The 23,928-nt window shown below is 51.2% G+C and carries 19 protein-coding genes; 4 read left to right on the forward strand and 15 right to left on the reverse strand.

Annotated features, from left to right (window positions below; translation table 11 throughout):
• Positions 1-87: 87 nt before the first annotated feature.
• Complete coding sequence (locus tag QEH52_RS02955; RefSeq protein ID WP_308948524.1) at positions 88-246, reverse strand: hypothetical protein; 159 nt, start codon at positions 244-246, stop codon at positions 88-90.
• A gap of 338 nt (positions 247-584) precedes the next feature.
• On the opposite strand from QEH52_RS02955, the gene QEH52_RS02960 reads away from it, so the two are divergent.
• A complete protein-coding gene (locus tag QEH52_RS02960) occupies positions 585-2,738 on the forward strand; it encodes a VTT domain-containing protein (protein ID WP_308948525.1) in 2,154 nt (717 codons plus the stop codon).
• 2 nt (positions 2,739-2,740) lie between these two features.
• Positions 2,741-3,460 (forward strand): endonuclease/exonuclease/phosphatase family protein, encoded by a 720-nt coding sequence (locus QEH52_RS02965; protein WP_308948526.1) that lies wholly within the window; start codon positions 2,741-2,743, stop codon positions 3,458-3,460.
• Positions 3,461-3,513: 53 nt separating this feature from the next.
• Here QEH52_RS02965 and QEH52_RS02970 read toward each other — a convergent pair whose 3' ends face one another.
• Positions 3,514-3,879, reverse strand: a complete 366-nt coding sequence (locus tag QEH52_RS02970) for a response regulator (protein WP_308948527.1) — start codon at positions 3,877-3,879, stop codon at positions 3,514-3,516.
• Between the two features lie 202 nt (positions 3,880-4,081).
• Here QEH52_RS02970 and QEH52_RS02975 point away from each other — a divergent pair, with 202 nt between their 5' ends.
• Complete coding sequence (locus tag QEH52_RS02975; protein ID WP_308948528.1) at positions 4,082-4,420, forward strand: FmdB family zinc ribbon protein; 339 nt, start codon at positions 4,082-4,084, stop codon at positions 4,418-4,420.
• Between the two features lie 27 nt (positions 4,421-4,447).
• Here the strand turns inward: QEH52_RS02975 and QEH52_RS02980 are convergent, their stop codons facing one another.
• From QEH52_RS02980 to argH, 3 genes are all read right to left on the reverse strand, one after another.
• Positions 4,448-6,325, reverse strand: coding sequence for an LptA/OstA family protein (locus tag QEH52_RS02980; protein WP_308948529.1), 1,878 nt, complete (start codon positions 6,323-6,325; stop codon positions 4,448-4,450).
• A gap of 44 nt (positions 6,326-6,369) precedes the next feature.
• A complete protein-coding gene (aspS, locus tag QEH52_RS02985; protein ID WP_308948531.1) occupies positions 6,370-8,160 on the reverse strand; it encodes an aspartate--tRNA ligase in 1,791 nt (596 codons plus the stop codon).
• Between the two features lie 77 nt (positions 8,161-8,237).
• Entirely contained in the window at positions 8,238-9,635 is a 1,398-nt protein-coding gene (gene argH / locus QEH52_RS02990) for an argininosuccinate lyase (protein ID WP_308948532.1), read from the reverse strand.
• A 163-nt stretch (positions 9,636-9,798) separates the two neighbouring features.
• Here argH and ribB point away from each other — a divergent pair, with 163 nt between their 5' ends.
• Complete coding sequence (gene ribB / locus QEH52_RS02995) at positions 9,799-10,914, forward strand: 3,4-dihydroxy-2-butanone-4-phosphate synthase (protein WP_308948534.1); 1,116 nt, start codon at positions 9,799-9,801, stop codon at positions 10,912-10,914.
• Positions 10,915-10,980: 66 nt separating this feature from the next.
• Here the strand turns inward: ribB and QEH52_RS03000 are convergent, their stop codons facing one another.
• From QEH52_RS03000 to QEH52_RS03045, 10 genes are all read right to left on the reverse strand, one after another.
• Positions 10,981-11,490 (reverse strand): DUF4136 domain-containing protein, encoded by a 510-nt coding sequence (locus tag QEH52_RS03000; protein ID WP_308948535.1) that lies wholly within the window; start codon positions 11,488-11,490, stop codon positions 10,981-10,983.
• Between the two features lie 475 nt (positions 11,491-11,965).
• Complete coding sequence (locus tag QEH52_RS03005) at positions 11,966-12,325, reverse strand: Fur family transcriptional regulator (protein ID WP_308948536.1); 360 nt, start codon at positions 12,323-12,325, stop codon at positions 11,966-11,968.
• Positions 12,326-12,328: 3 nt separating this feature from the next.
• Entirely contained in the window at positions 12,329-14,065 is a 1,737-nt protein-coding gene (locus tag QEH52_RS03010; RefSeq protein WP_308948537.1) for a thrombospondin type 3 repeat-containing protein, read from the reverse strand.
• A gap of 6 nt (positions 14,066-14,071) precedes the next feature.
• On the reverse strand, positions 14,072-16,090 hold the full coding sequence (locus QEH52_RS03015; protein WP_308948538.1) for a TonB-dependent receptor: 2,019 nt from the start codon (positions 16,088-16,090) through the stop codon (positions 14,072-14,074).
• Positions 16,091-16,173: 83 nt separating this feature from the next.
• Positions 16,174-16,812, reverse strand: coding sequence for a hypothetical protein (locus QEH52_RS03020; RefSeq protein WP_308948540.1), 639 nt, complete (start codon positions 16,810-16,812; stop codon positions 16,174-16,176).
• Between the two features lie 190 nt (positions 16,813-17,002).
• Positions 17,003-17,392 (reverse strand): aspartate 1-decarboxylase, encoded by a 390-nt coding sequence (panD, locus tag QEH52_RS03025; RefSeq protein ID WP_308948541.1) that lies wholly within the window; start codon positions 17,390-17,392, stop codon positions 17,003-17,005.
• An 84-nt stretch (positions 17,393-17,476) separates the two neighbouring features.
• Positions 17,477-18,604: an ATP-binding response regulator gene (locus QEH52_RS03030; protein ID WP_308948542.1), complete on the reverse strand. Its 1,128-nt coding sequence runs from the start codon at positions 18,602-18,604 to the stop codon at positions 17,477-17,479.
• Positions 18,605-18,658: 54 nt separating this feature from the next.
• A complete protein-coding gene (locus tag QEH52_RS03035; RefSeq protein WP_308948543.1) occupies positions 18,659-20,089 on the reverse strand; it encodes a nitrogen regulation protein NR(II) in 1,431 nt (476 codons plus the stop codon).
• Positions 20,090-20,098: 9 nt separating this feature from the next.
• Entirely contained in the window at positions 20,099-22,246 is a 2,148-nt protein-coding gene (locus QEH52_RS03040) for an ATP-binding protein (protein ID WP_308948545.1), read from the reverse strand.
• A complete protein-coding gene (locus tag QEH52_RS03045) occupies positions 22,243-23,925 on the reverse strand; it encodes a methyltransferase domain-containing protein (RefSeq protein ID WP_308948546.1) in 1,683 nt (560 codons plus the stop codon). The genes QEH52_RS03040 and QEH52_RS03045 overlap by 4 nt, the downstream gene beginning before the upstream one ends.
• Between the last annotated feature and the right edge of the window lie 3 nt (positions 23,926-23,928).

Below are 23,928 nucleotides of genomic sequence, written 5' to 3' on the forward strand. Positions count from 1 at the left end.
ATCTGGAGAGTTTTAAAGCTCAATATAAAATAAGCGCTCTCGCAAGTAGCGAGAGCGCTTAAATAGAATGTTCATTTCAGAGCATGCTTAGTTAGTCGCATCCTTAACATCATCCGCTGCATCCTCAAAAGCGTCGCCTACTTCATCGGCAGCATCTTCTAAGTTGTTGTCCTCACAGCCTGTCATAGCAAAGGCAGCAAAGATGAGAGAGAGAATCAGACCTGATTTTTTGAGTATATCGTTCATAATATTCCGGTTGTTGGATTGTTGTTGTAACCTGATTTTTGTATCAGGATTTAACTTATAGGAAGTGCCGTGCCAATTTTTCGTTCAAATCACAAGAATATGCTAGATAGCCACTTAAGGAATCAATAACGAATCAACCTGCCTCAAGCCACTCGAAAAGCTGCATATTGCACGATCAAAAGACCGCACCCATTTGCATACTGCACGACCGGAATCGCGCTCTCTAGTCATTATAAAGCTTAAGCCCTTAGCTGTAAGGGGATGCGCATCGGGAGCAAAAACTGGCACAGCTCCTTCTATACAGTGGGCGTTACGGAATCTTCCAATAATAATTAAATATGAGCCTACCTACACACAAGCAGCAGCAAGAATGCCTCGGAGCAGGCTTCACCCCCCTACGTGAAGATGCCAACTATTGGAAGCAAGCCAACTCCGGCAGGGGTGCCTTTATCGTCGATGGCGAGAGTTACTTTCGCGCCTTTCGCGAAGCCGTGATACAAGCAGAAAAATACATTTGCCTGCTGGCTTGGGACTTCAAAGGAGAAATCGAATTACTACGCGACGAATCTCCTGAAGACGAGTACCCCACCAAGTTGGTCGATCTAATTTACGCTCTCCTGGAGCAGAAACCGGAACTCGAAATCTACATTCTACTGTGGGACTATTCGATGGTTTATTTAACCGAGCGCGAATGGCTGCCCTTTACCCGTTTCCGGCAAGATCCGCACCCGCGCCTGCACTTGGTCACGGACTCTGAAATCAACGTGGGCGCGTCACATCATCAAAAAGTGGTGATGGTCGACGGCGGATTTGCCTTTTGTGGCGGCTTGGATTTGAGCACTTGGCGTTGGGACACCCAAGCGCACCAACCAGAGGACCCACTGCGTGTCACGCCCGATGGCGAGCAATATCAGCCCTATCACGACATACACACTGCAGTCACCGGCCCTGCGGCGCATGCCCTGGACGAACTCTGCCGCCAACGCTGGCAGCGCGCGACAAAAGAAGAAGCGCCTTGGCCCAATCCTAGCTCCGAAAATACAGTTTGGCCTGAAAGCATACAGCCAAACTTTGAGAACGCGAATGCCGTCTTTGCACTCACCTATTCTGAATACAAAGAATACCCCGCAGTCACTCAAATCGAAGAACTGCACCTGGATATGATCGCGGCGGCCGAACGCTATATTTACATCGAGAATCAATACCTATCTTCGCACACCATCACCGATGCCTTAATTGAACGACTAGGCGAAGAAGACGGGCCGGAGATCATCATTATTCTCACTCAAGATACGGGAGGCTGGCTGGAAGAAGGCACATTAGGATTACTGCGCTGTCGTTTGTTAGAAAAATTAGTCGAGGCGGACACTCATAGTCGTTTCGGGGCCTACTTCCCACACGTCAGCGATGAGGCGGGCAATGAGAGCCAAGTCTATGTGCATGCGAAAACTATGATTTGCGACGATCGTGCTGTCATGGTCGGCTCCGCCAATCTAAGTAATCGCTCCATGAAAGTAGACTCCGAAGTGATGATGACACTCGGATTAGACGAGGCCGCCGAAGCCGCGCCCGAACTCTTACGCCGCCTGCTCGGGATTCACCTCGGACATAGCCAAGACAAAGTCGATCAATCACTAGCCACCACGAACTCGATCAACCAAACGATACGAGACCTGCGCAAGGGGAGCCACCATCAGCTCCGTAATTTGGAGATTGGCTGCGCCGGCCCCGTTCGCCGCAAACTGGCCGACACGCAACTACTCGATCCAGATGATCCGATCGACCTAGGCTATTGGCTGCGCAAAGCCACCCGCTCGGATGACTCCAATCAATCGTCTCATAATTGGAAACGCTATGCGATCATTGCTGCCAGCATCGCTGCGGTCTTTTTACTGGGCCTAGGTTTGAAAGAGGCTTGGGGAAGCGTGATCGATAAAGAATCCGTCGAAACGTTTTTCCAATCGCTGAATCAAAGCCCTTGGAAGTTGCCCCTACTCTTCGGTATTTTCTTTCTAGCGGGAATGACCGGCATATCAATTAACGTGTTGTTAGTGTCGGCCACACTTGTGATCAGTCCATGGGCGGCGTTTGCATGTGGTTTTGGCGGCTCCCTACTCAGCGCGGTGGCAGCGCTTTATGTCGGTCGAATGGCCGGCTATCCTGTTTTAGAAAAGCTCTTCCATGATCGACTCGATCGCTTGAGCAAAAAGATACAAGATCGCGGCGTGCTGTCGGTCGCCCTCTTGAGGCTGGTCCCCATAGCTCCCTTCGTCGTCGTGAACTTGGTGGCCGGCATTTCTAAGATGAAGCTGCGCACCTTCGTTGCGGGCTCCTGCCTGGGCATGCTGCCCGGCATGCTGGGCGTGGTATTCGTGACTCACCAAGCCAAAAGTGCCTACTCCGATCCCAGCTGGCAGACATGGCTCTACCTAGGGCTCGGTATAGCTGCATTACTCGGTCTCACATTTGGCGTCAAAAAATTCATCAAATAGTAGTGCGCATACTGTCTTACAACATTCACGGTTGCATCGGCCGCGATGGGCGGGAGTCTCCCGATCGTATTCTTGATGTCATTCGCCAAACAGATGCCGATATCGTAGGCTTACAAGAAGTGCACAGCGACGACAGCCTAGACCGTGACTTTCTGCGCAAGCTAGAACACCTGCCCTATCGCTCAGTGCTATACGGTAAAACCCTGCGCAAACCCAATGCAGACTATGGCAACATGCTGTTGCTGCGCGAACCACCAGAACAAGTGCAACGCATCGAGCTGCCCAACCTGCACGGCGGCGAACCACGTGGCGCGATCATCGCCGACATTCGATACAGTGGCCAGCGCCTACGCATCCTCAGCACACATCTCGATCTACGTGTCAAAGCGCGTCGTCTACAAACGCGCAGTCTGCTCCCCCACTTAAGTCAAGAACACTGCGAAAACTGTATTTTGCTCGGCGACCTCAATGAATGGTTACCATGGCGCAGCCATTTCCGGCAATTCATAGTAAATTTTGACGCCTGCTCCAAGCTTAGGACTTTCCCGATCAAACCATGCCTCTTCGCCCTCGATCGCATCGCAATCAAAGGGGAAATAAGCCATTGCGAGTTCAAAACAGTTGACTCAAGGCTTGCCAAGATCGCCTCCGACCATCGCCCACTCGTCTGTGATCTCAGCTGGAAAAACGCCTTTCATAGGCAACTGCCTCCCAGAAGGTAAGAAACTTCGTCAACTTCACGAACGCCTCTGGATGCGCGATCGTCTCAACTATACTAGGAGTTGGGAAAGTGTTTCTTTACCAAATCTTCGACAATCTCTGAATAGAGCGAGGGCTTATTATAGTAATCTACCTGATGTGCTTTCAGCTGCTGAATATCTTCGCTATTCAGCATGCCAGAGACCACGACGACCTTGATGCCGTCTGGCATATCTTTCGTTTCGATCGCAAACTCTGAGCCATTACCATCCGGCACTTGCTGATCAGCGATCATAATATCGATGTGCACATTATCATCGTTCAAAATCGCCTTAGCTTGAGCGATATCTAGAGCTGAAAAGACCTTGTGACCGCGACCTTCAATTTGCTCACAAGCAACTGCGGAGAGCTCAAGTTCATCTTCGAGGAGTAAGACATTCATAGCTTTGGGAGTATGGGGGTGATCAGAGGAGTAGACATCATTATGATAACGAAAAACCTTGGAACACGACAAGCCTCAAATACAATCACACATTGATTGCACTCGTTGAGAAAGGGCACAGTTTTACTGGGGAACAAGTTGGTGATTGTAAGCGACATCATTCCATTTGTAATACACTTAGTATTTTCATCCCACAGACAGTATGCCTACTTACGTATATCAAGAAATCCTCCCTGATGGCTCCGACGGCGAAGCCTTCGAATACATTCAACGTATGGCCGATGAGCCGCTAAAGACGCATCCTAAGACGGGGAACCCCGTGCGTAAAGTCTTCCACTCCCCCAACGTTTCAAGCAAGTACACGGAAGGCTCGACTAAGAATAAATTGTCCGACGAAAATGTCGAAAAAAACGGCTTCACTCGCTACGAAAAGGATAAGGTCACCGGTCGCTACCATAAGACCGCGGGCAAAGACAAACGCGCTCCCGATGTGGTCGATGCCAACAAGCTTAAAGAAATCCAGAAGAACGGCTTGATCTGATCGCTCGCCCACAAACTGCTAGCCGACTTACTCGCGCCCTGGCATCGCGGGCAGTGTAATACGTGCGCGCTCACCATCAGGGCCGCCGCCTTCGACGATGGCGCGGCGCTCTCCTTGCAGTAGTGTCATGCGGTGTCCGGACACGCGGCCACGATCATCCTCGACCACGGCTTCGCCTTCGAGCACCACCTTACCTTCGCCTGGTAAAATGATCGCTTTGTCGGCAGTCGCGGTGCGCCCGATCTGCTTGATCACGACTTGTTCCAGCGCTTCGATGCGCTCGAGAACCAATGGCGCGTCGGAACCTGCTTGCTTCGATTCAGTGGCAATCACATCGAGGCGCTCGCAGGTGGTGTCGAGATTGGTCGCGGTGACGTGCACGCCTTCCGTAAATCGGAAGACGGTGCGGGCTGGCTCTTCAATCATACGTAGCAACTGACTCGTGACGACAGTGTTCGTCAACTCTGGCGGCTCCGAAGCCACCACCTCAGTGTTGCTGGCAGTGCCCTCGCCCTCCGTTGCGGAGCTTTTCGAAGCAAAGGCGGCGTAACCAAGGTCAGGCATCTCGGGCAAGCGCACGACCACGGGCGTGCTGCCATCACCACGAATGAGGGCGCGTTGCGGTTTAAGCTCCATGCTTTCCCCCGTCACGACGGCCTCGCCATTAGTCACTTTGGGCGAACCAGTCAGCACAGCGCGTTCTTCCTCGGGATAAAAAGTAACCTTCTCGCCAGTAGCAATTTGCCCACTCTGCTCGATGCGCACCCCGCCATCCGCAACGATATCTTTCACCTCACCGACTTTGAATTCGGCATCATCCGCAGGCTGTTGAGATGAATTCGCCTTGATGGTCATGCGCTCCGAACGCATTTGCACCGCGCCCGACATGACTTCGACCGAGCCCGCAAATAAGAAATGATTCTCATGTGACTGCTCACGCATAGTGATGGTGTCCGCCAGCACGATCGTCTCAGAGCTCAAAGCCGCAGCGCCCTGTAAGCCAAGGCCACCGGTATCGGTCAAAATCGTCTGTGCACGCCCTGCAGTGGGACTGCCGGCAATTATAATTTCCCCCGTTTGGCTGGTGATCGTATCGCCACTCAAATAAGCGCCCGGTGTTTGCACACTTGCAGCCCCGAATAAGTTAGCACGTTGCTCACGGGGAAAAAACTCCGCCTCGTCAGCCTTTACGGTTTTGCCCCCTTGCAGAATCACAACCTGCTCGCGAGCGATAATTTGCCGAATGGAATCGAGTTCGCTGGGGTTTGCCTTGGCAGCGATGCTTTGCTCGCGCCCCTCGGGCGCATCGGCCACCGCAATCAAAATCTGGCTGCGCAGGTCCATTTGATCAGAGACCGCATGCACACTGCCTGTAAACTCAAAGTAGTATTCTTCTTCCGTCGTGCGTAGCAGTAGGCCGTCACTATGAATTTCAGTCTTTACAGTGCCTCCGGAGTCAGACGCGCCCGTATCGACGAAGGCACCCGCGATGCCTTGGGTAAAGGTCACCACAGTTTGTTGTTTGACTACAATCTCTTTGCTATCGCCCGACCACTCCCAACCGATACCGGAAATTTTAAAATTGGCCCCGGCAATCTCGATCGCGGCTTCTGAATATGCGCGATTTTCTTGCAGACGCAGGGTTGCCTGCGGGCTGTCCAGCGAGAGCTCGACTGCCATACGTTCGTCGCCCGTGTAGACGCGCATGGCCATGCCCTCGACCCGCACTTGCTCTTCGCTGTCGTAAATCCCCTGCGCACCTTGCAGCACCCACTGCGTATAGCCATTATCGGCAAAACGTGGCAGCCGGAAGTTCTGAATTGGGGCATTGGGAGTCATCTGCCCCCAAGCGGGGGCAGATAAACAAACAAGGAGTGTAAAAGAGAGGAATCGCGAAAAGCGCATGGACATAAAGAAACCCGGAGCAGTCTCCGGGTTCCAGTCTTAATTCACGAATCCTTTTTCGGAAGCACGGCCTTGATATGCAGGTCGCGCAACTGCTTCTCTGTCGCAATACCCGGGCTGGCAGTCATCATTTCCTGCCCCTTTTGATTCTTCGGGAAGGCGATCACGTCGCGAATACTGGTGCGCTGGGTCAAAATGGTGACCATGCGGTCGAGGCCGAAGGCGATACCACCATGTGGCGGTGCACCATATTCGAAAGCCTTGAGCATATATCCGAAGCGGCTTTCCACCACGTCGGCAGGGATCTTGAGCACGTCTTCGAATACCTTCTTCTGCAGAGCAGGCTGATGGATACGAATACTGCCGCCACCGAGCTCCACGCCATTGAGCACCAAGTCGTAATGCTGACCACGCACCGCCTTAGGATCGGAATCCAATAGAGGGATGTCTTCCGGCACCGGTGAAGTAAATGGGTGGTGCGAAGAAACGAAGCGACCTTCGTCCTCATCGAAGAGCATGAGTGGGAACTCAATCACCCAGAGGAATTTGTAATCGTTGGGATCGATGGTCAGCTTACCGCGCTTGACTAAAAGTTGAGCGGCATCGAGGCGCACACGCCCGAGAATAGTGCAGGCACGCTCCCACTCAGTCGCCGCGAAGAAGACGATGTCGCCGTCTTCCACCTGTAGCTGCTCCTTGATCGCCGCTTTTTCTTCTTCAGAGAAAAACTTAAGAATTGGTGATTTCCACTCGCCACCAACGGACTTAATAAACGCCAAGCCCTTGGCACCAAGCGCCTTAGCGGAATCCTCAAGGCTGCGAAGCTCTCCCTGTGTCAGATCGGCAAGCCCCTTGGCATTGAAGGCCTTGATCGCACCGCCAGAATCGAGGGTGCCTTTGAAGACCTTAAAGCCAGAATTCGCGAAAATGTCAGCACAATCCTTCAGCTCCAAGTCGAAACGCATATCCGGCTTATCGACACCGAAGCGATTCATCGCGTCGTAGTAGCTCATGCGCAAGAAAGGTGTTTCGATGTCGACACCGATCACGTCTTTCCAGACACGCTTCATCAGACCTTCGATCAGCTCATACATGTCCTCACGATCGATGAACGAAAGCTCGATATCGACTTGAGTGAACTCTGGCTGACGGTCCGCACGCAAATCTTCGTCACGGAAGCAGCGAGCCAACTGGTAGTAGCGCTCCACACCGCCCACCATCAGCATTTGCTTATATTGCTGTGGCGATTGTGGCAATGCGTAGAAAGCGCCAGGATTCATGCGGCTCGGCACCAGGAACTCGCGGGCACCTTCAGGGGTGCTCTTAAAGAGCATCGGCGTCTCGATTTCGATAAAGGCCTGATCATCCATGTAGTTACGGATGGCACGACTGGTGGCGTGGCGCATGCGTAGCATCTTGGTGTTGGTGGCACGGCGCAGGTCGAGGTAGCGATGCGTCATACGCAAATCTTCGCTCACCTTGTCGGCCGAGTCATCCATCGGGAATGGAGGTGTCTTGGAAACATTGAGAATTTCCAGCTCGACCGCATGTACTTCGATCTCGCCTGTTGCGAGCTTTGCATTGGCGGTGCCACCAAAGCGTTCTTCAACCTTGCCGGTAACAGCAATCACCGATTCAGGCTTAATCGAAGCAAACTGAGCTTCGAGGCCCTTATTTGCTGGATCGAGAACAATTTGAGTGAGTCCCTCGCGGTCGCGAAGGTCGACAAATAAAATACCGCCGTGGTCACGAACCGAATCGACCCAGCCACAAAGAGTGACGGTCGAGCCTTGGTCCGATGCACGGAGTTGCGAGCAGTGGTGGGTGCGTTTCATAAGAGCGGCGATGAAAACACCTTACCCCCTCGAAACAAGCACGAAATGGAATCAAAAACTACAGACTGCCTGGCTGGCTAGGACTGACGCCAATGCGCGATACGAGCGGCAACTTGATCAGGGCCAGGCATGCCGGGCTTGTCACGGGCCGCGAGGGCTTTGTCTAAATCAAAGGCTTGTATCCAGTCTTCGCCGAGGGCGGCGTGTATCTGGCTCACTTCGGAATACGGCAACTGGTTCAACGGCGTTTCCAATTTCTCGGAAAGTCCGACCAGTGCGCCGACGATGTGGTGCGCTTCACGGAAGGGCACTGCTTTATTGACTAAATAATCCACCACATCGGTCGCAAGCAAGGCGGGATCAGCGACGGCTTCAGCGCAGCGCTGAGCGTCGGCCACAACACCTGGCAAGCAAGCGGCGACGCAATCGAGTATCAACTTCGTTTGATCGAAGCTATCGAAGACTGGTGGCTTATCTTCTTGTAAGTCGCGGTTATAGGTGAGCGGCAGGCCCTTGACCATGGTCAGCAGCATTTGCAAATTCCCAGTCAAGCGCGCGGACTTACCGCGAATCAACTCGAAGGCATCAGGGTTTTTCTTCTGCGGCATCAAGCTGGATCCGGTCGTGAAGGCATCGGGTAATTTGACAAAGCCAAATTCGGCACTGCTCCATAGAATAAAGTCTTCGCTCAGCCGCGAGAGGTGCACTCCAATAGTCGCGCACGCGGAGGCAAATTCGATAAAGCTATCGCGATCGCTGACGGCATCCATGCTGTTTTGGGTCACCTGGGGCTGCCCCTGCGCGTCGACAAAACCGAGCTCTTTGGCCACAAATTCGCGATCGATGGGTAATGTGGTGCCCGCAATCGCTCCAGAGCCGAGCGGACATACATTGGCCTGAGCCTTGACCGCTGCGATGCGTGTGCGATCACGCGCAAACATCTCAACATAAGCTAAAAGGTGATGCGCCATCGAAACCGGCTGCGCGCGTTGCAAGTGCGTATAGCCGGGAATGATGACCCGCTGAGTGCGATCTGCGAGGTCCACTAATGCCGCGATCACGGCTGCCAGCGAGGCGTCCACTTCGTCGCAGGCGTATTTAAACCAGAGACGCATATCGGTGGCGACTTGGTCATTACGACTACGTGCGGTGTGTAGCTTTGCCGCCGCGGGCACCTCTTGGGTGAGCGCTTGCTCGATGTTCATGTGAACATCTTCCAGCGCAGGGTCCCAGTTAAATTCGCCGGCTTCAACCTTGGCGAGAATCGCGTCGAGCCCAGCTTGAATGGCGTCGCGCTCTTCGGGGGAGATGATGCCGACATGCGCCAACATCGCGGCCTGAGCTTGGCTCCCTTGCACATCAAAGGGTGCCAACCGTTGATCAAATGATACGGATTCGCCGATGCGGAGCATCAATTCTGCGGGACCTTCTGAGAAACGTCCGCCCCAAGTTGCTTGCTTTTTTCCTTCTGCCATAGCTGCAGAGAATTTTGCGCCCTGCCCGCTTTGGCAAATCTAATTCTACCTTTTCACCGCCGCTGCATGATTTTTCGCAATAGTTCTAAAAGACGATTGCGCCCAAACAGTTCCTCAAAATACTTTCTCTCTTTTATTAGACCCGACTCCGGACAGATTTCCAATGAGCACAGAACCCAATCAAGACAGCCCTTTCGATAGCATAGAATCCGCGATCGCCGACATCGCCGCCGGTAAGATGGTCATTGTGACCGACGATGAGGCCCGCGAAAATGAGGGCGACCTGATCATGGCCGCTTCAAAAGTGACCCCGCAGGCAGTCAACCAAATGATTCTACACGCCCGCGGCCTGATCTGCGTGCCAATGATGTCGCACCAACTGCGCCGCCTCGGCATCAATCCAATGGCCTCGGAAAACCGCGAGTCTCACCAGACCGACTTCACCATCTCGGTGGATGCTGCGGAAGGCATCACCACTGGCATTAGTGCCTACGACCGGGCAGAAACGATTCGCATCCTGAGCGATCCGAAATCAAAGTCAGACCAATTAGTGCAGCCAGGCCACGTCTTTCCCTTGCGTGCCAAGCCGGGCGGCGTGCTACAACGTGCCGGTCACACGGAGGCCGCGGTCGATCTCGCTCAACTCGCGGGGCTCAACCCGAGCGGCGTGATTTGCGAAATCTTAAATGAAGATGGCACCCTGGCGCGCTTGCCTGACTTGATCAAATTCAAGGCGAAGCACGACCTAAAGCTCATCTGCATCGCGGACTTGATCGAATATCGTCACACCCGTGACAAACTGATCGAACACGTGCTCACGAAACCTTTTGAATCTGAATTCGGCACTTTTGATCTGCACATTTTCCGCAGCATTCTCGACAATCGACAGCACCTCGCACTCAGCATGGGCGAGCTCAACGAAGCACCTACACTGGTGCGCGTGCAGAGCGAAAACTTGCTCGGCGATATCTTCCGCTCGAAGACATTGGGCGGCTACAATTCTCTGAACACAGCAATGGAACGCATCGCGCAAGAGGGCCAAGGCGTGCTACTCTACATCGAGCAACCGCAAGGTGGCATCCGCGTGATCGAAGGCAGCGATGATAAAACAGTCAAAGATGTCGGCCCCACGAAGATGGACTTCCGTGACTACGGAATCGGCGCCCAAATCCTGGTCGACCTGGGCTTGAAACAAATACGCCTGATGTCGAGCACCCAACGCAAAGTCGTCGGGATCGACGGCTACGACCTCGAGATTATCGAACAAATCGAGATTTAAACGAGTTTACACAGGTCTTTGCCGCGGCCACGTAGCAAAGACGCTCCCGTCGCGAGGAGATCCTAACTATTCGATATTTGGAAGATTCGGGTCTTTCTCGATGTGTTGCGGGAAGTTTTTTAACGCCCGTTGCAAGGAGTCCACGACCCGCTCTTCTGTAAGCTGGATGGCATCAAATATATTGGGCAGATCTTTACGCCAAAACATATTACCGGAGCTGGTTTCGTAAATCTCCAGCGTCAACTGTAAGCGTGGGGCAAACATTCGCGCGGAATCATCGCGACGCGCCATCACCTCATTGTAGGGGTCGATATGGTCGAAGGGGTTCACGTGATGACTCACCGACTTCTTCCATTTAACAACGGCAAAAAAGTCGCTCGGCACCTCAGGCGCACTCATTTGAAAGCCTCGAGCGGCCAATCCCTTTACAATAGTTTGCTCAGAAAGCTCTTCCAGTAACAATTCTTCCGACGTCCGAAAGTCCATACCGGTGACTAAGGTATGTTTATAACTGAAGGTATCTAATGAGCTAAAATTGATTGTTTTAGTAAATTCCGAATTTTCGGGCGTGCTCATGCAGCCATTCAAAAGGCTCAACAGTGCGAGAAGGGGCAAAAGAAAAATGGTCGATTTCATGATAGCGTGTCCAAAGCGAATGTGCAGCAATTCAAGCCATTGAATATAATCGACTCCAGCAAATAAATGAATCGATGGATACTGAAGACAAATAGCTCAACTCAAAGCGCTCAGAATGCCTGGAGCAAGGCCCCAACCCACATGAACCATAAACACTAGAAATATAATCCCCAGGAATTTCTAGTGTGAATTTTTATTCGATGTCCCCACAACGAGATAAAAACTATATTAGTTACATGCAAGAAGGGGCAAATTATTGACTCCAAATTACCATTAGTTTCCAGAATCTTTATTAAGCATATCAGTGAAGAAGAACCCTAAGAATATACAATTCCCCCCTGCCTGTATATCGCTTATATAAGTGATTCTGAACCGCTTCCCCCACCGAATACCTCAATATTAGGGAACACTCAGCTCAGCGACAATCGGGACACTTGCCCGAATAAATAACCTCGCCACCGGAAATATCAAAACCGACAGGAGGCTCAATCTTAGGCAGCTGCATCTTAATCGGCAGGTCATATACCTTTTCACACTCGCGGCAAATAAAGTGCGGGTGCGCATACTCCGCAGGGAGCTCATAGCGCTTAGGCTGCCCGGGGAATTCTACGCCAATGAGCTGAAAATTACTCACCAAGTCGCGAATCGCACGATCCACGGTGGCCGAGCCGAGCCGCGCAATCTGCTGGCGGCCCAGTTTCACGATTTCTTCGCGCGTCAATGGACGCCCCGAAGCTTCAATCACGGACATGATGACTTCTCGCTGCTGCGTCATACTCTAATCATTCGCCTCGAATTGTATTCTCCAAAACTCCCCCACACTCCCGGTAGGCGCCAGCTTAAAGACTAAATCGCGTTGCCCTTCAGCCGCAAGGGATAAACGATCACTGATGACCTCAGGCACCACCGTCATCCAGGCCTCTGCGTCTGACAAATCCTGGCTCCCTTCAAGTAACAAGCGAATCGGCGCGGCGGTATTGACCGACAGCCCGAGCAAGTATGCACCTGCTTCAGTTCGATTTAAAGTGCGAACTGGACGATCGTTAGGATCATTGGGATCGGTACCCGAAGCATATTCTTCGAAATCGCTCGTACCATCCGAATCACTATCCGCTGCATTCCCGGCAGACAAAGAGTGACGACCTTGCCATGCGGCAAAGGAGAGCGGAGCTGCGGGATCGCTCGATGCGACGATTTCAAAGCTCAGCAACACATCTTCCGCGGGCGCATAAGTGACGCCCTCCAAAGTGCCGCCGCTCTGGTAGGCGCGCAACTGCACCGAGCCCGTGGTCGCTCCTGAAGAGAGTTCCTGATTCGGCGGAAAACCTGTCGAGACATCGGAAGGGCCACTGACCACTTCGATCAAAGGAGTCAAACCACTGCTGGTGCTGGCATGCAAGGGCACACTGGTATTGGGCAATTGATTCGCGACTGGCTCGAAGTAAATATGCTGCAAGGCATCGGCGACATAAAAGCTACGAACCACCGGTGTCGCGACCGCGTAATCACCGTCGCCCGCCTGAGTGGCTTTCACCACCACCTGCCCCAAGCCACTAAAGCTCAAAACATCGTCCGCCACTGTCGCCGCGCCATCAATCACCTCGAACGTCACCGGCAGCCCACTGGAGGCGGACGCCGTTAAGATCAAATCCCCATCGAGCAGACGGCGATTCGCGATCGTTGCAAATTCGATACTTTGAGCCAGCCCCGTAGGCTCCAGCTGATGCAAGACTCCGATCGCATCTAAATCAAGGCCCGCACTGCCGCTGGTAGGATAAGGATCCCAAATAGAATAACCGTTCGCATCCAGCGCGGTGCCATCACCCACGATATCCACGAGCCGAACGTAGCGTATATCTGCCAAATCCAGCGTCGGATAATTGAGCGCTAACTGCGTGCGAAACTCCGTCGAAAAATAAGGTGCGTTGGGGTCCTCCTCTTCCAAAGCTTCGTAAGCGTATCGAAGTTGATCTAGATCAAAGGGAGTGCCATAGCCTTGGCGGTATTTGCCAGCATAGCCGTGAAAAAGATCGGCCGTAGTCGCTGCGCCGTCTTCGCGATAGGAGTAATTAGGAAAACGGACAAAGTGCTGGCCATCTGTAGAGACCTCCACCCATGCCAGTTCCAAAAATGTGTCGCTAAAAGAATTTTCGAAGACTGCAAAATCTGGCCCATCACCATTTCGAATGGGATGGGTAAATGTCAGAGTGATCTGCCCGCCTCGCCCAAGCGAAACGACATCGAAACTATCCCCCACCGCGGGCCCCAGCGCTTTGACCGGAGTCTTCCATTGATCAGAAACATAGCTGCCATAGCTCAAATCCTTAAAACCACTGGCCCAAGCGACAATTGCACTGTCGTCCATAGCAATGGCGGTGCTACCGGCCTGCCCTGCCGCAAGTGCAAATGGCCACGTCTCATCGATGCCGGGGTAGACGACCTGAGCCGACAGCAGCCTCGCAAAGAGCAGCAGTCCAAAACAATAAAATCGAAGCGAAGCGTTCATATGATTCATAACAGATTAAAAATTAAGCTTCACGCCCAATTCAAAGGAACGTCCATCTCCCGGATAATAGAGCTCGTAACTGGCGCTTTCCGCATAGAGCTGATCGAAGGCATTGTTCACCACAAAGAAGACGCTACAATGCTCCGAGACTCGCGCTTCAGCCTGCACATCGAAAAGATGGTAGGCATCGACTTGAGGCAGTGAATTACTTAGATCTCCGCCCTGATAGCGCTCCCCTAAGTAGCGATGCGTCAGCTGCAATTCCAGCCAGTCGACCGGCGCCCACCAGACACGATTGACGCCACCGAAGCGCGGCACCAAGGGCACATGATTGCCGTCTCCGACGCCGGAGCGAAGCTTCGTTTCGATATAGTTCACTTGCAACGAGTAGCCCCAATGGCCTCGATCATAACGGTACGATAGATTCACACCGTAGCGATCTACGGGGCCGAGATTGACGTTGAGACCCGTTCCAGACGGGCCGACCACCGTATCATCGTAGGCGATCTCGTTTTCCATCTTGAGCAAAAAAGCCGTCGCGAAAAACTCATGCCGCCCCTGGATATACTTTAGGCCCAGTTCGTAATTATTGCCCTCCTCCGCATCCAAGGAATCGGCCACCTCTTGTGCCTGTATCGCTCCTTGGTAGGAAGCGCGCTCGTCAAAAACCGGATAGCGATACACACGATCATAGCCCGCCCACAAGCTCCAGTTGTGGTGAAAGCGCCAGTTCATAGAAAACTCCGCCGCAAAGCCATTTTGATCAATGCGCTCATTGAAAGTGCCTTCTTCGACCGTATCCGGTGGCGACTTATAATTTGGGTTCGGCAACTCGCCTCGATTGGTCGTGCGAGTCGGGGTCAATTGTGTCGCATCATAAGTCTCAGAATCGACTTGGTAACTCACCCATTCTTGACGCAGGCCACCACTCAGGCTGAGCGAGTCGGACAGCGCTCTCTCTAATAAAAAATAAGGGCTGACACGGCTCTCCTCGAGCTCCGCTTGAGCGAGCACATAGCGGCGCTCCGATGTCAGAAAGCGTTGATTCGTCAAAGTATCGTAGCTCAAATCAAAGCCTAAGATCAACGCAGTCAGCTCTCGCTCGAAGCGCAACCGTGGTTTCAGGTTGTAACGCTCAGGCTGATTGAGATTAAAACTTTCAGTCGCATAGAAAGAGGACTCAATCGAGCGACGCTCGTAGCCTGCCAGCAATTCCCAGCTGCCCCAGTCACGTTGTCCATCGGCGCGAGTAGTCAGCGTCAAATAGCGTGTATCGCTGCCATCTAAGCCCGAAGAGGTAGAGCTCTGCGGATCACTCTTGTAGAGTGCCTCCTCCAAGCCGCCCGGGTAGCCCAAATGCACCTCGCCCACACTCAAGCGTAGATCTACGTCGTCACCATTTTTTAAAGTATAGCCAGCCGCCAGATAGCCACTGCGTGATTCACTTTCAGAGGCCGCTCGGTAGCCCTCCGACTCCGTGCGATCCAGTCCCGCTCGCAAGCTCCAAGTCCCCTCTCCGACTTCTGCGGCGAGCGAAGCCTGTGTCTGCCCAAAACTGCCTATGCGAGCAACTGTATTCAAACTGCTTTCAGTCGCTCGGCGTGTTTCAATCTTGATCACTCCCGTCAATGCCTTGTCGCCATAGAGAACATTTTGCCCTCCTCTTAAAACCTCGATACTTTCCACCGAGTTGAGCGGCACTTGCTCCCAATTAATTCGTCCCATATCAGCGGGATTGAGCACTTGCCCATCGACTAGAATCAGGCTGCGTAAGCCACTGCCCTCCCCGAAGCCGCGCATATCGACTGAGGTAAAACCAGAGACTGTCGAAAAATAGAGATTGGCTTCCGCCTCTAAAAGCTCCGGAACGGAAGACGCTAACGAACGCTCGATCGACTCGCGCTCGATCCGTACAACATCCACAGGCACATCCAAGGGCTCTTGATCGAAATGCCTAGCTTGCACCACATAGGCATCTAACAGCTGCACCTCATCGGCCCAGCCGATACGGGGTGCCGCAAAAATCGCGCCCATGCAACAGGCGAAAACGCAAAGAGAGCGCAAGCATTCCAAATGCAGGAAACAGCTCACGCTCTCTGAAACTGAAAGGGCTCGCTTCAAGATTGACGACGACGGCTCAATACAAATCCAAGGCTCAACATACCCGCCAAGAGCGCATAGCTCGAAGCCTCAGGAACCGCATAGCTGGTTTCATAAGGTCCGAAACTCCATACATCCCAGGAGTTATCGGCAATAAAGCGACCAGGAGAGCCATAACTCAATTCCCCAGCTCCAACAGGTGAGCCATCAATCGAATCGGGCGCCGTCTCGCCGGCACCACTCACAGAGTTCCCACTTGCGGAGCCTCCAGCCACAAAATAGCCCCAGTAATCAAAATTAGACACCCAATCTCCATTAGTCTGCGACTGCGTCGCATAACTCAGCTGCGTCATATAAAAGCCGTCCGCAGCCGTGCCAGCATAGAAGATCGACAAATCTGTAATGGCTGCGGCGACATCAATCAGCATTTCCGCACCAGAAACTGTGTCGGCGGCACCGTCCCAATTGTATTGGAAGACGTAGCGTTCCGTGCTCGCGCCATCATTGAAGTCAATGATCAAGCCCGATTGATTCGCGCCCGTGCCCACTTGATTCTCAACGGGAATGTCGATGAATCCAATCGCGTAGGACTGAACTGCAGTTGCTAGAAACGCGACAGAGGCCGCGATGAGTCGTATGTGTGTACTAGGTTTCATGATAAATCAGCATGATTGACCGGAACTACATTGGCTTCCTAAAAATCAATCGCCCTACTACTGACCATCGCGTCAACTAATTTGCAATCACCATGTGATAATCGAGAATCAATCTCAATACGTATAAGAAGAACGTATAGAGCGAGTGAGACGCCCTACTAAAAATCAGGCCTGCGACGCGGCCCCACCCTTAGGCATAAACGCCATCTGCCACGAGCACATTGTCTGCTCGTACCACACGCTTATTGCCATCAGCCAGCACCAGAACCTTGGGCTTCCATGTCTTAGCCTCTTCTTCGTCCAATTGGGCAAAAGACATAATGACCAACAAGTCACCAAGTTCCCCCTTATGCGCCGCTGCGCCATTTAAAGAAATGGTGTGCGAGCCCTTTGGAGCCTCAATGGCGTAGGTCTCTAAGCGTTCGCCATTTGCAATATTCGCCACTAAGATTTTCTCGTAGGGGACTAGGCCAATTTGCTCCATCAGTGCGGCATCAATCGCGAGGCTTCCCTCGTAGTGAAGAGCGCGGTCGGTAACTTCTGCACGGAGCAGCTTGGACTTTAATAGTGTGACTTGCATGATTATATTCTGTTCGCGAAAGCTCGAATTGTCAAAAAGCCGCGCAGGTTGGTACATTTGCAAGCACTTTACAATTTCATTTTTCTAAGCAAAATTGGTATGAACAATACAATCGAAGGTAAAGACCGAACCCTCTCCGAGCACACTTTGCACCCTGATGCTTCCACCTAAGCGATCAGCAATACTTTTACAAAGAGACAAACCAAGACCAAGGCCTTCATGAGAGCGACGACTGGAAGAATCCCCCTGCGTAAAGGCATCAAAAATTCTCCCGTGTTCTAAGAGCTCAGGTTTAATTCCCTCACCTGTATCCTCCACCACAAAAGTTAAACAAGCCTGATCGCCAGGTAATGGTGCATAGCGAACCGAAACGGCAACATGCCCCTTCGTGGTAAATTTAAATGCATTCAACAGCAGTTTACGCACAACTATACGAATTTCTTGCTCCGCACCACTCACAAGCTCAAGTAAATCTTCGGGAATGTCAGGCAAGACTTCAACCGCTTCAGGAACTTCGGACTCTGCGATCAACTTCAAGACTAGAGTTGCTGGATTAAAGGCGTTCAGCGATATCTCACTTTCAGTCATCGTCATCTTCGCATACGTCAAAATGTCCTGCACATGCTCAAAATATTTTAAGCCACACGCTCGTATCGTATCTACATACTCCGCCTGTTCCTGATCGAGATCCGTGCCATCTAGCAATTCCAAAAAACCAAGAATCCCATGCATGGGCGTATTTAACTCGTGGCTGACAATTTCTAGAAAATTGTTTTTAGCAGCGTTTACATCTTCACGAATCACTGTCTCATGATTAGACTTCAAAAAGTAGCTCTGAAAACACTCCTCAACGACAGTTTGAATATGATCCAAGTCAAAGGGCTTTTTCAAATACTCCGATGCCCCAAGGCTAATCGCTTGGCGAGCTGTCTCCAAAGTCTCATATGCAGTGAGCACGACTACTTCAGTATGCGGATCAATCTTTTTAACTTCTCGCAAGACATCAATCCCACTGATTCCTCGCATACGTATATCTGTAACCACCACATGAAAGGAAGTATCACGGGCAAACTCAAGCGCTTCTTCCCCCGAACTAGCGATACTCACCTCATAGTCATCGCCAAAAATCATATTCAAAGACTGACGCGGCCCTTCTTCGTCATCGACGACCAATAAACGCTTGATTGTTTTCTCTGATGCAAGGGCTAGCATAGTGTAAGCTAATTAAATAAGATTTTTACTAATACGTCGAAGCAAACAAAAAGCTCAAGAAAAATCAAACTGTAAGCGTAAAGCTTCCAGAATCAGCCCCGAATCAAAAGGTTTTTCAAGGACTGTAGAATTCACGCTCAAGTCAAATTTCGACTGAGCCATAGCTGCTTGCATGTGCGTCATATAATAAAGGCGAAAACCAGCTCCAGCTTTAATGCCTACAGCTCTCAAGCGTTCCAAATCACTCGCATCCTCTCCATAGGCATCTACATCAAGAAAGATGCCGTCAAACTCACCACTCTGAATCAGAAAAATCGCTTCAGCCACTCCTTCGACTGGCTTGAAGCAACAGAACTCTCCCGCAAGTAACTCAAGCGCCTCACTGACCGCTGGATAAGGATCCAACACGAGCATAACAGGCCGTAAGAATTGCTCCAACGGCTGAAAATCTGCACAGGCCGCCTGAATCAAAGACTGGGCCAAGGCCTCATCCTCCTGATCTATTTGCGATATTAAGGCCCCGGCCGTCTGCTCCGGATCCAGGCAATGCGCAAGCGCACGTTGAAGTAAATAGCGCACACTGCGTGGTGATTTAGCCGTAAAGATACAGGCACAAGAGTACGCATCTAATGCGGCAAAAGAACTGACATCTAGGCCTAAGGGATCTGCGGCAACTTTTAACGCTCGCAGCAATCGCCCCGCTTCGGAGCGATCTTCTAAAACTGCGACCGTCCAAGAAGTGCCGCGAGATTCGGCACGAAATACGGAACGCTCCACCTGTAATAACAGTCTCTCACGCTGCGCGCTCAAATCATGCAGCACAAAAGCCGTCACGGCGTTTCCAGCCTCAATCTCCAAACGGCGTGCTTCCGCATAGAGTAGCTTTCCGTCGACTTCGATATGCAAGCGAAGCGACTCCTGCGACTTCAATGCTTGCTCCGCAAGCGCAGAACGCAACAGATCTGCGCCAGCAGCACCCAGCAACCGGGTCGCCAATTTGTTCTTAATAATCAGATCGCCCTGCCCCCCCAAGCAAACGATTCCGAGTGGCAATTGATTGATCAGGTATTCAAATATACGTAACTTGTCTCGCCCCTGACGATGCGTCTTAGCATTCGCATACGCAAGCGATACGAACTCACTGATCGCGCCAATCCACATCAAGTCCTCGGTATCAAAAGGCCTCCCCTGCTCATTCCCCGAAAATCGTATATAGCCCCGATCCTCTCCAGAACTCAATGGTACGACCAAACTATCCATGACAAAGTGCTCGCCAACGTCCTCATCGGGAATCGAGCGCATATCCGTATCTAATTCCAAGAAGCCTGCATAATCCGTATCCTCGGAAACAATACGCTCGAGTGCAGATCGAAACGCATCAAAATCACTGAATTCACTCATTGCCGCCGCGAATCGACGGAAAGGAATCAAGCCCTTAGGTATAGCCGTAGAAGAACCGGAAGTCTGAATAGTATGTTCAATCATATAACGCAATTATTTAACAACGGGAAGTGAGACAGTAAATTCGGTTCCCCGACCTAAAACCGAACTCACCGTAATATTACCGCGATGGCGTTCAATAATTTTAGTCACAATGGCCAAGCCTAGGCCCGTCCCACGAGTCCGCACGCCCGTGCCGGTATCTCTCGAAGTAACAAATGGCTCAAAGATAAACTTCTGCAAATCTTTAGGAATCCCTGGGCCATCATCCTTACATTCGACAATTAACCAATCATGCCCATTTTCTGAATCTCGCCCCGTTTTCAGATCGGTAACAATCGTAATCTGCCCGGGATCATTGCGCTCACTCCACTCGGAGATCGCATTAATTGAGTTCTCCAGCAGATTGCAGAAAACTTGCACTAATTGGTCCGAATCCCCCACTAACTGAGGCAATTCCTGCGAGTGATGTAGAGCGACCTCAATCCTCTCCGTCTGTAAGTTAGGCTCTACAATGGACAAGGCCTCAGCTAAAACATCCTGCACCTGCACTGCACGAAACGAACCATCCGTATTATGCGCAAACGCAGACACACCTTCCACGACTGAAATAACTCGCTTAACATCGCGCTGCACCGTCTCACTAAAGCTCGGATCGAGTCGCAATGATTCCGGTTTTTTCTTCAACAGCGAAGCTAAGGTTTTGATCGAAACCAAGGGGTTGCGTAATTCATGCGATAAGCCCGCCGCCATCGTCCCTAATGTGACCAATTTCTCGACTTGGTTCGAACCTTGCTCGATCTCACGCATCTTAATCGATAAGCCCAGTTGCGAACATATATTCTCGACCAACAAGTAGTCCACCTCTCCCAGCACGGTTTGGTGCTTCCCTTTGCCTAAGACCAAAAATCCATAACATTCAAGGCGTCCGCGCACGGGCACGACAATGTCCTCCGGCCAAAGGATGCGCCGCTCAATCCCCTGACTGAAGTATGCCATCTTAAAGTCCTGGGAAGCTAGAATGGCCTCTTCCACATGAAAAGATTTCGCATGCCGCTCAAAAGCATCTAGTAAAAAGTCAATTCGCTCGGGGCTAAGACGGGGGCACCACTTACGTGAACCATTGGAACCACGGCAAACGAAGTCGAAGTCATGAATCGAGCGTGTATACAGTGCCACGTCTGCAATGGACAGCACTTCGGAGATCCGCCCGACGACATAGTTAAACTGCTCCTCTAAATCGCCCTCCAAATCAACTTGTTCCGACAAATCACGCAAGTCTGCCCGAAACGCAAACCGCTTAGCGAGGAAACGGTCATGGAGAAATTGGTTGAAAAGATCATTCACATAGGGCCCCAGCGCTAAAAGAAAGATCGATAACAGACTAAAAAGCACCCACCAGAACAGCACATGATCAGGATAAAAATCATCATAGATCGAGTGCATCAGTGCGACTAAACCAAACGATGCTATGCCTGAAAAAATAATCGCGATCACGATTAAACCAAATACCCGAAAGGACATCTCGCTAAAATCCAGAGCTCTGAATTTCAACATCGAATACCCCAGCCCTAAAATATAGAAAATAACTGCGGCATGTCCGAACGGAGCGATGGGTATGTCTAACCACAAAAAGAAATTTGTCGTCCCCCCTAGAAAGCCAATCACGGTGCCAAAGGTGATATAGCGCAACTGATTCTTCTTATCGATTTCAGCACGTCGGTATTCTGAAAGAAGCAAACCAGATCCAAAAATCACCATAAAGATATAGCCGCCGATGTAGGGAAAAAACATACTACCTGGCACAGGCCAGAATTCAAAGCCCCCCCGTGCCTCAAGGTCCACGACCACAAAATCTGAAATATTAAAACAGAGCAGTATGGCTCCAATCGCATAGCCTGCAATCACATGCCTCTGTAAATAAAAACGCCCCGTCAAATTTACAGCAAAGTGAAAATAAGCATAAGGCACCATAATAGAGCCCGCAACCAGCACATGTACCCAAAAAAATGCATCCGACCGCTCGCTCGAAACCAGCCACATCATGTGCCCGAGTGACCATACAAAAATCGAAAAACTAAAAAAGCAAAAGGCGAGGTTGCGCCCTTTAAAATAGAGATTCCCCTTCGCGATGACAGCGACTAGGAAAAATAGCGACAACAAAGAAATCAGAAAGGAACTGACGACTAGATACGCAATCATTTGATAGAAGACACCAAGTTTGCCTGCTCCCCAAAGGACCTAAAGACATGTGTTTTATCAAAGCCTCCTTGTCGCATAATTTCGACCAATTCATCTTCGCTATAGAAAATGTAATGCCCCTCATCCTCTTTGAGCTGTAAAACTCCAGCAGCGCTCAATAAATTACGCGCAGACTCCACAGCCTCCTCACTATTGGTCTCGCCTAAAAAGCCCTTATAAATAAGCGAAAGATCACAATAAGGTTTCATGCTGGAAAGAATGATACGCCCATCAGGTTTCAAAACACGGTATAATTCCTTCACCAGAAAGACGGGATCTTTCAGATAAGAAATTAAAAGACTACAGCAAATACGATCTACAGATTGATCCGCTAAGGGTAAGAGCTTCTCTTGGCTCGCATCGATACGATCCAGGTCAAAACGGTAATACATCCGATTAAGATTCCTCAGAGCTGGTCCACCGCCCTCATTTGCTATCGTAGAGTGCCTCCGCGCGGCTTCAGAAAGCCCCTTACCAGTCAAATCAAGACCAAAATACGTAGCGGGTGTTTTCCAGTTCACAGCCGACTGCGCGATCAAATCACGCAAACACCAAGCACCAAACATACCATTGCCGCAACCACAGTCCAAATAGACCGCGCCCTCAGTAGGGCTGCCAAGGCAATCCGCAATCAGTTTGAGGTAATCTTTATACGCGCTAACCGACTCCAGCATTTTATACTTGTCGAGGTAGCTATGCCAAAAATCAGCCTCAGACTCACGCTTCGGTGCGACCGCACGCAAGCGATTACGCTCCACTTTATTCTGCTTAAAGACCTCTCGTTTATTGGGTTCAGCTACATCCTCCAACTCTTCTTCGCGCGGGAAGCGTCCATGCTTCGCAACGAATACCGCAGCAAATATAGTCTTTAGCGCCGCCTGTGGATTCTCCATCATTTCGTGCATCACGCCCTTAACTTCACGTATTTGCACACGATTCGCGCCCTCAGCCAATTGCTTTAATTTCTCGAAATCAACCCATGCATCTTTTTCTGCAGCAAACATGAACACATCGCACTTTGCTTTCAAAAAGTCATCTCGAGTGCCCACACTATCGTGCATATTCTCATCCACGCTAGTTTTCAAAAATTGATCGATATTGACATCATGCCCCAGGATGTCGCCCACACCTTGTTCCACCCCAGAAACATACACATCAATGATATCTTTTTGGCAAATGAGTGTAATCGTCTCCCGGAAATCGACAATACCGACAAGGCAAATCAAGCGCTCTATCCGAGCGTCCAAGCTCGCAGCGCGTATGGCACAGCGCGCGGACATACTGTTCGCCTGCAAAATGACTTTCGAGTGACCGTACTCGGTTTCTAAATAATCAAGTGCAGCCAGAATGTCGGCCACTGCACCCGGCAGTGTGTAATCGACGATCTCTCCTTCACTCTCTCCGATGTGATTGGTGTGATCAAACCGTAAAACCCTTAACCCGTTTTGCGCAAAGACATAGGACATTTGTAAGTTGTTCTTCTTAGACTGTCCATATTTGGGCGCCATCACCACAAAGGGCGCATCTGGCGCCGCCGTGCTCAATGCATCAATGAAGCCCACCATCTTCTTACCGCTGCGAGATGGAAATACGACGACTTTACTTTGAATAGTCGAGTGATCAGTAGCACTTGTAGTCATCTA

This window comes from Thalassobacterium maritimum, from assembly GCF_031127805.1.
Taxonomy (GTDB): domain Bacteria; phylum Verrucomicrobiota; class Verrucomicrobiia; order Opitutales; family Coraliomargaritaceae; genus Thalassobacterium; species Thalassobacterium maritimum.

Bases quoted from the DNA above. Each gene is read 5' to 3' on its own strand.
- QEH52_RS03010 (WP_308948537.1), bottom strand. From the start codon at position 14,065: ATGAATCATATGAACGCTTCGCTTCGATTTTATTGTTTTGGACTGCTG.
- QEH52_RS03035 (WP_308948543.1), bottom strand. From the start codon at position 20,089: ATGATTGAACATACTATTCAGACTTCCGGTTCTTCTACGGCTATACCT.
- QEH52_RS02970 (WP_308948527.1), bottom strand. From the start codon at position 3,879: ATGAATGTCTTACTCCTCGAAGATGAACTTGAGCTCTCCGCAGTTGCT.
- QEH52_RS02975 (WP_308948528.1), top strand. From the start codon at position 4,082: ATGCCTACTTACGTATATCAAGAAATCCTCCCTGATGGCTCCGACGGC.
- QEH52_RS03045 (WP_308948546.1), bottom strand. From the start codon at position 23,925: ATGACTACAAGTGCTACTGATCACTCGACTATTCAAAGTAAAGTCGTC.
- ribB (WP_308948534.1), top strand. From the start codon at position 9,799: ATGAGCACAGAACCCAATCAAGACAGCCCTTTCGATAGCATAGAATCC.
- panD (WP_308948541.1), bottom strand. From the start codon at position 17,392: ATGCAAGTCACACTATTAAAGTCCAAGCTGCTCCGTGCAGAAGTTACC.
- QEH52_RS02960 (WP_308948525.1), top strand. From the start codon at position 585: ATGAGCCTACCTACACACAAGCAGCAGCAAGAATGCCTCGGAGCAGGC.
- QEH52_RS03015 (WP_308948538.1), bottom strand. From the start codon at position 16,090: ATGGGCGCGATTTTTGCGGCACCCCGTATCGGCTGGGCCGATGAGGTG.
- QEH52_RS03005 (WP_308948536.1), bottom strand. From the start codon at position 12,325: ATGACGCAGCAGCGAGAAGTCATCATGTCCGTGATTGAAGCTTCGGGG.
- QEH52_RS03030 (WP_308948542.1), bottom strand. From the start codon at position 18,604: ATGCTAGCCCTTGCATCAGAGAAAACAATCAAGCGTTTATTGGTCGTC.
- QEH52_RS03000 (WP_308948535.1), bottom strand. From the start codon at position 11,490: ATGAGCACGCCCGAAAATTCGGAATTTACTAAAACAATCAATTTTAGC.
- QEH52_RS03020 (WP_308948540.1), bottom strand. From the start codon at position 16,812: ATGAAACCTAGTACACACATACGACTCATCGCGGCCTCTGTCGCGTTT.
- QEH52_RS03040 (WP_308948545.1), bottom strand. From the start codon at position 22,246: ATGATTGCGTATCTAGTCGTCAGTTCCTTTCTGATTTCTTTGTTGTCG.
- QEH52_RS02980 (WP_308948529.1), bottom strand. From the start codon at position 6,325: ATGCGCTTTTCGCGATTCCTCTCTTTTACACTCCTTGTTTGTTTATCT.
- QEH52_RS02955 (WP_308948524.1), bottom strand. From the start codon at position 246: ATGAACGATATACTCAAAAAATCAGGTCTGATTCTCTCTCTCATCTTT.
- argH (WP_308948532.1), bottom strand. From the start codon at position 9,635: ATGGCAGAAGGAAAAAAGCAAGCAACTTGGGGCGGACGTTTCTCAGAA.
- aspS (WP_308948531.1), bottom strand. From the start codon at position 8,160: ATGAAACGCACCCACCACTGCTCGCAACTCCGTGCATCGGACCAAGGC.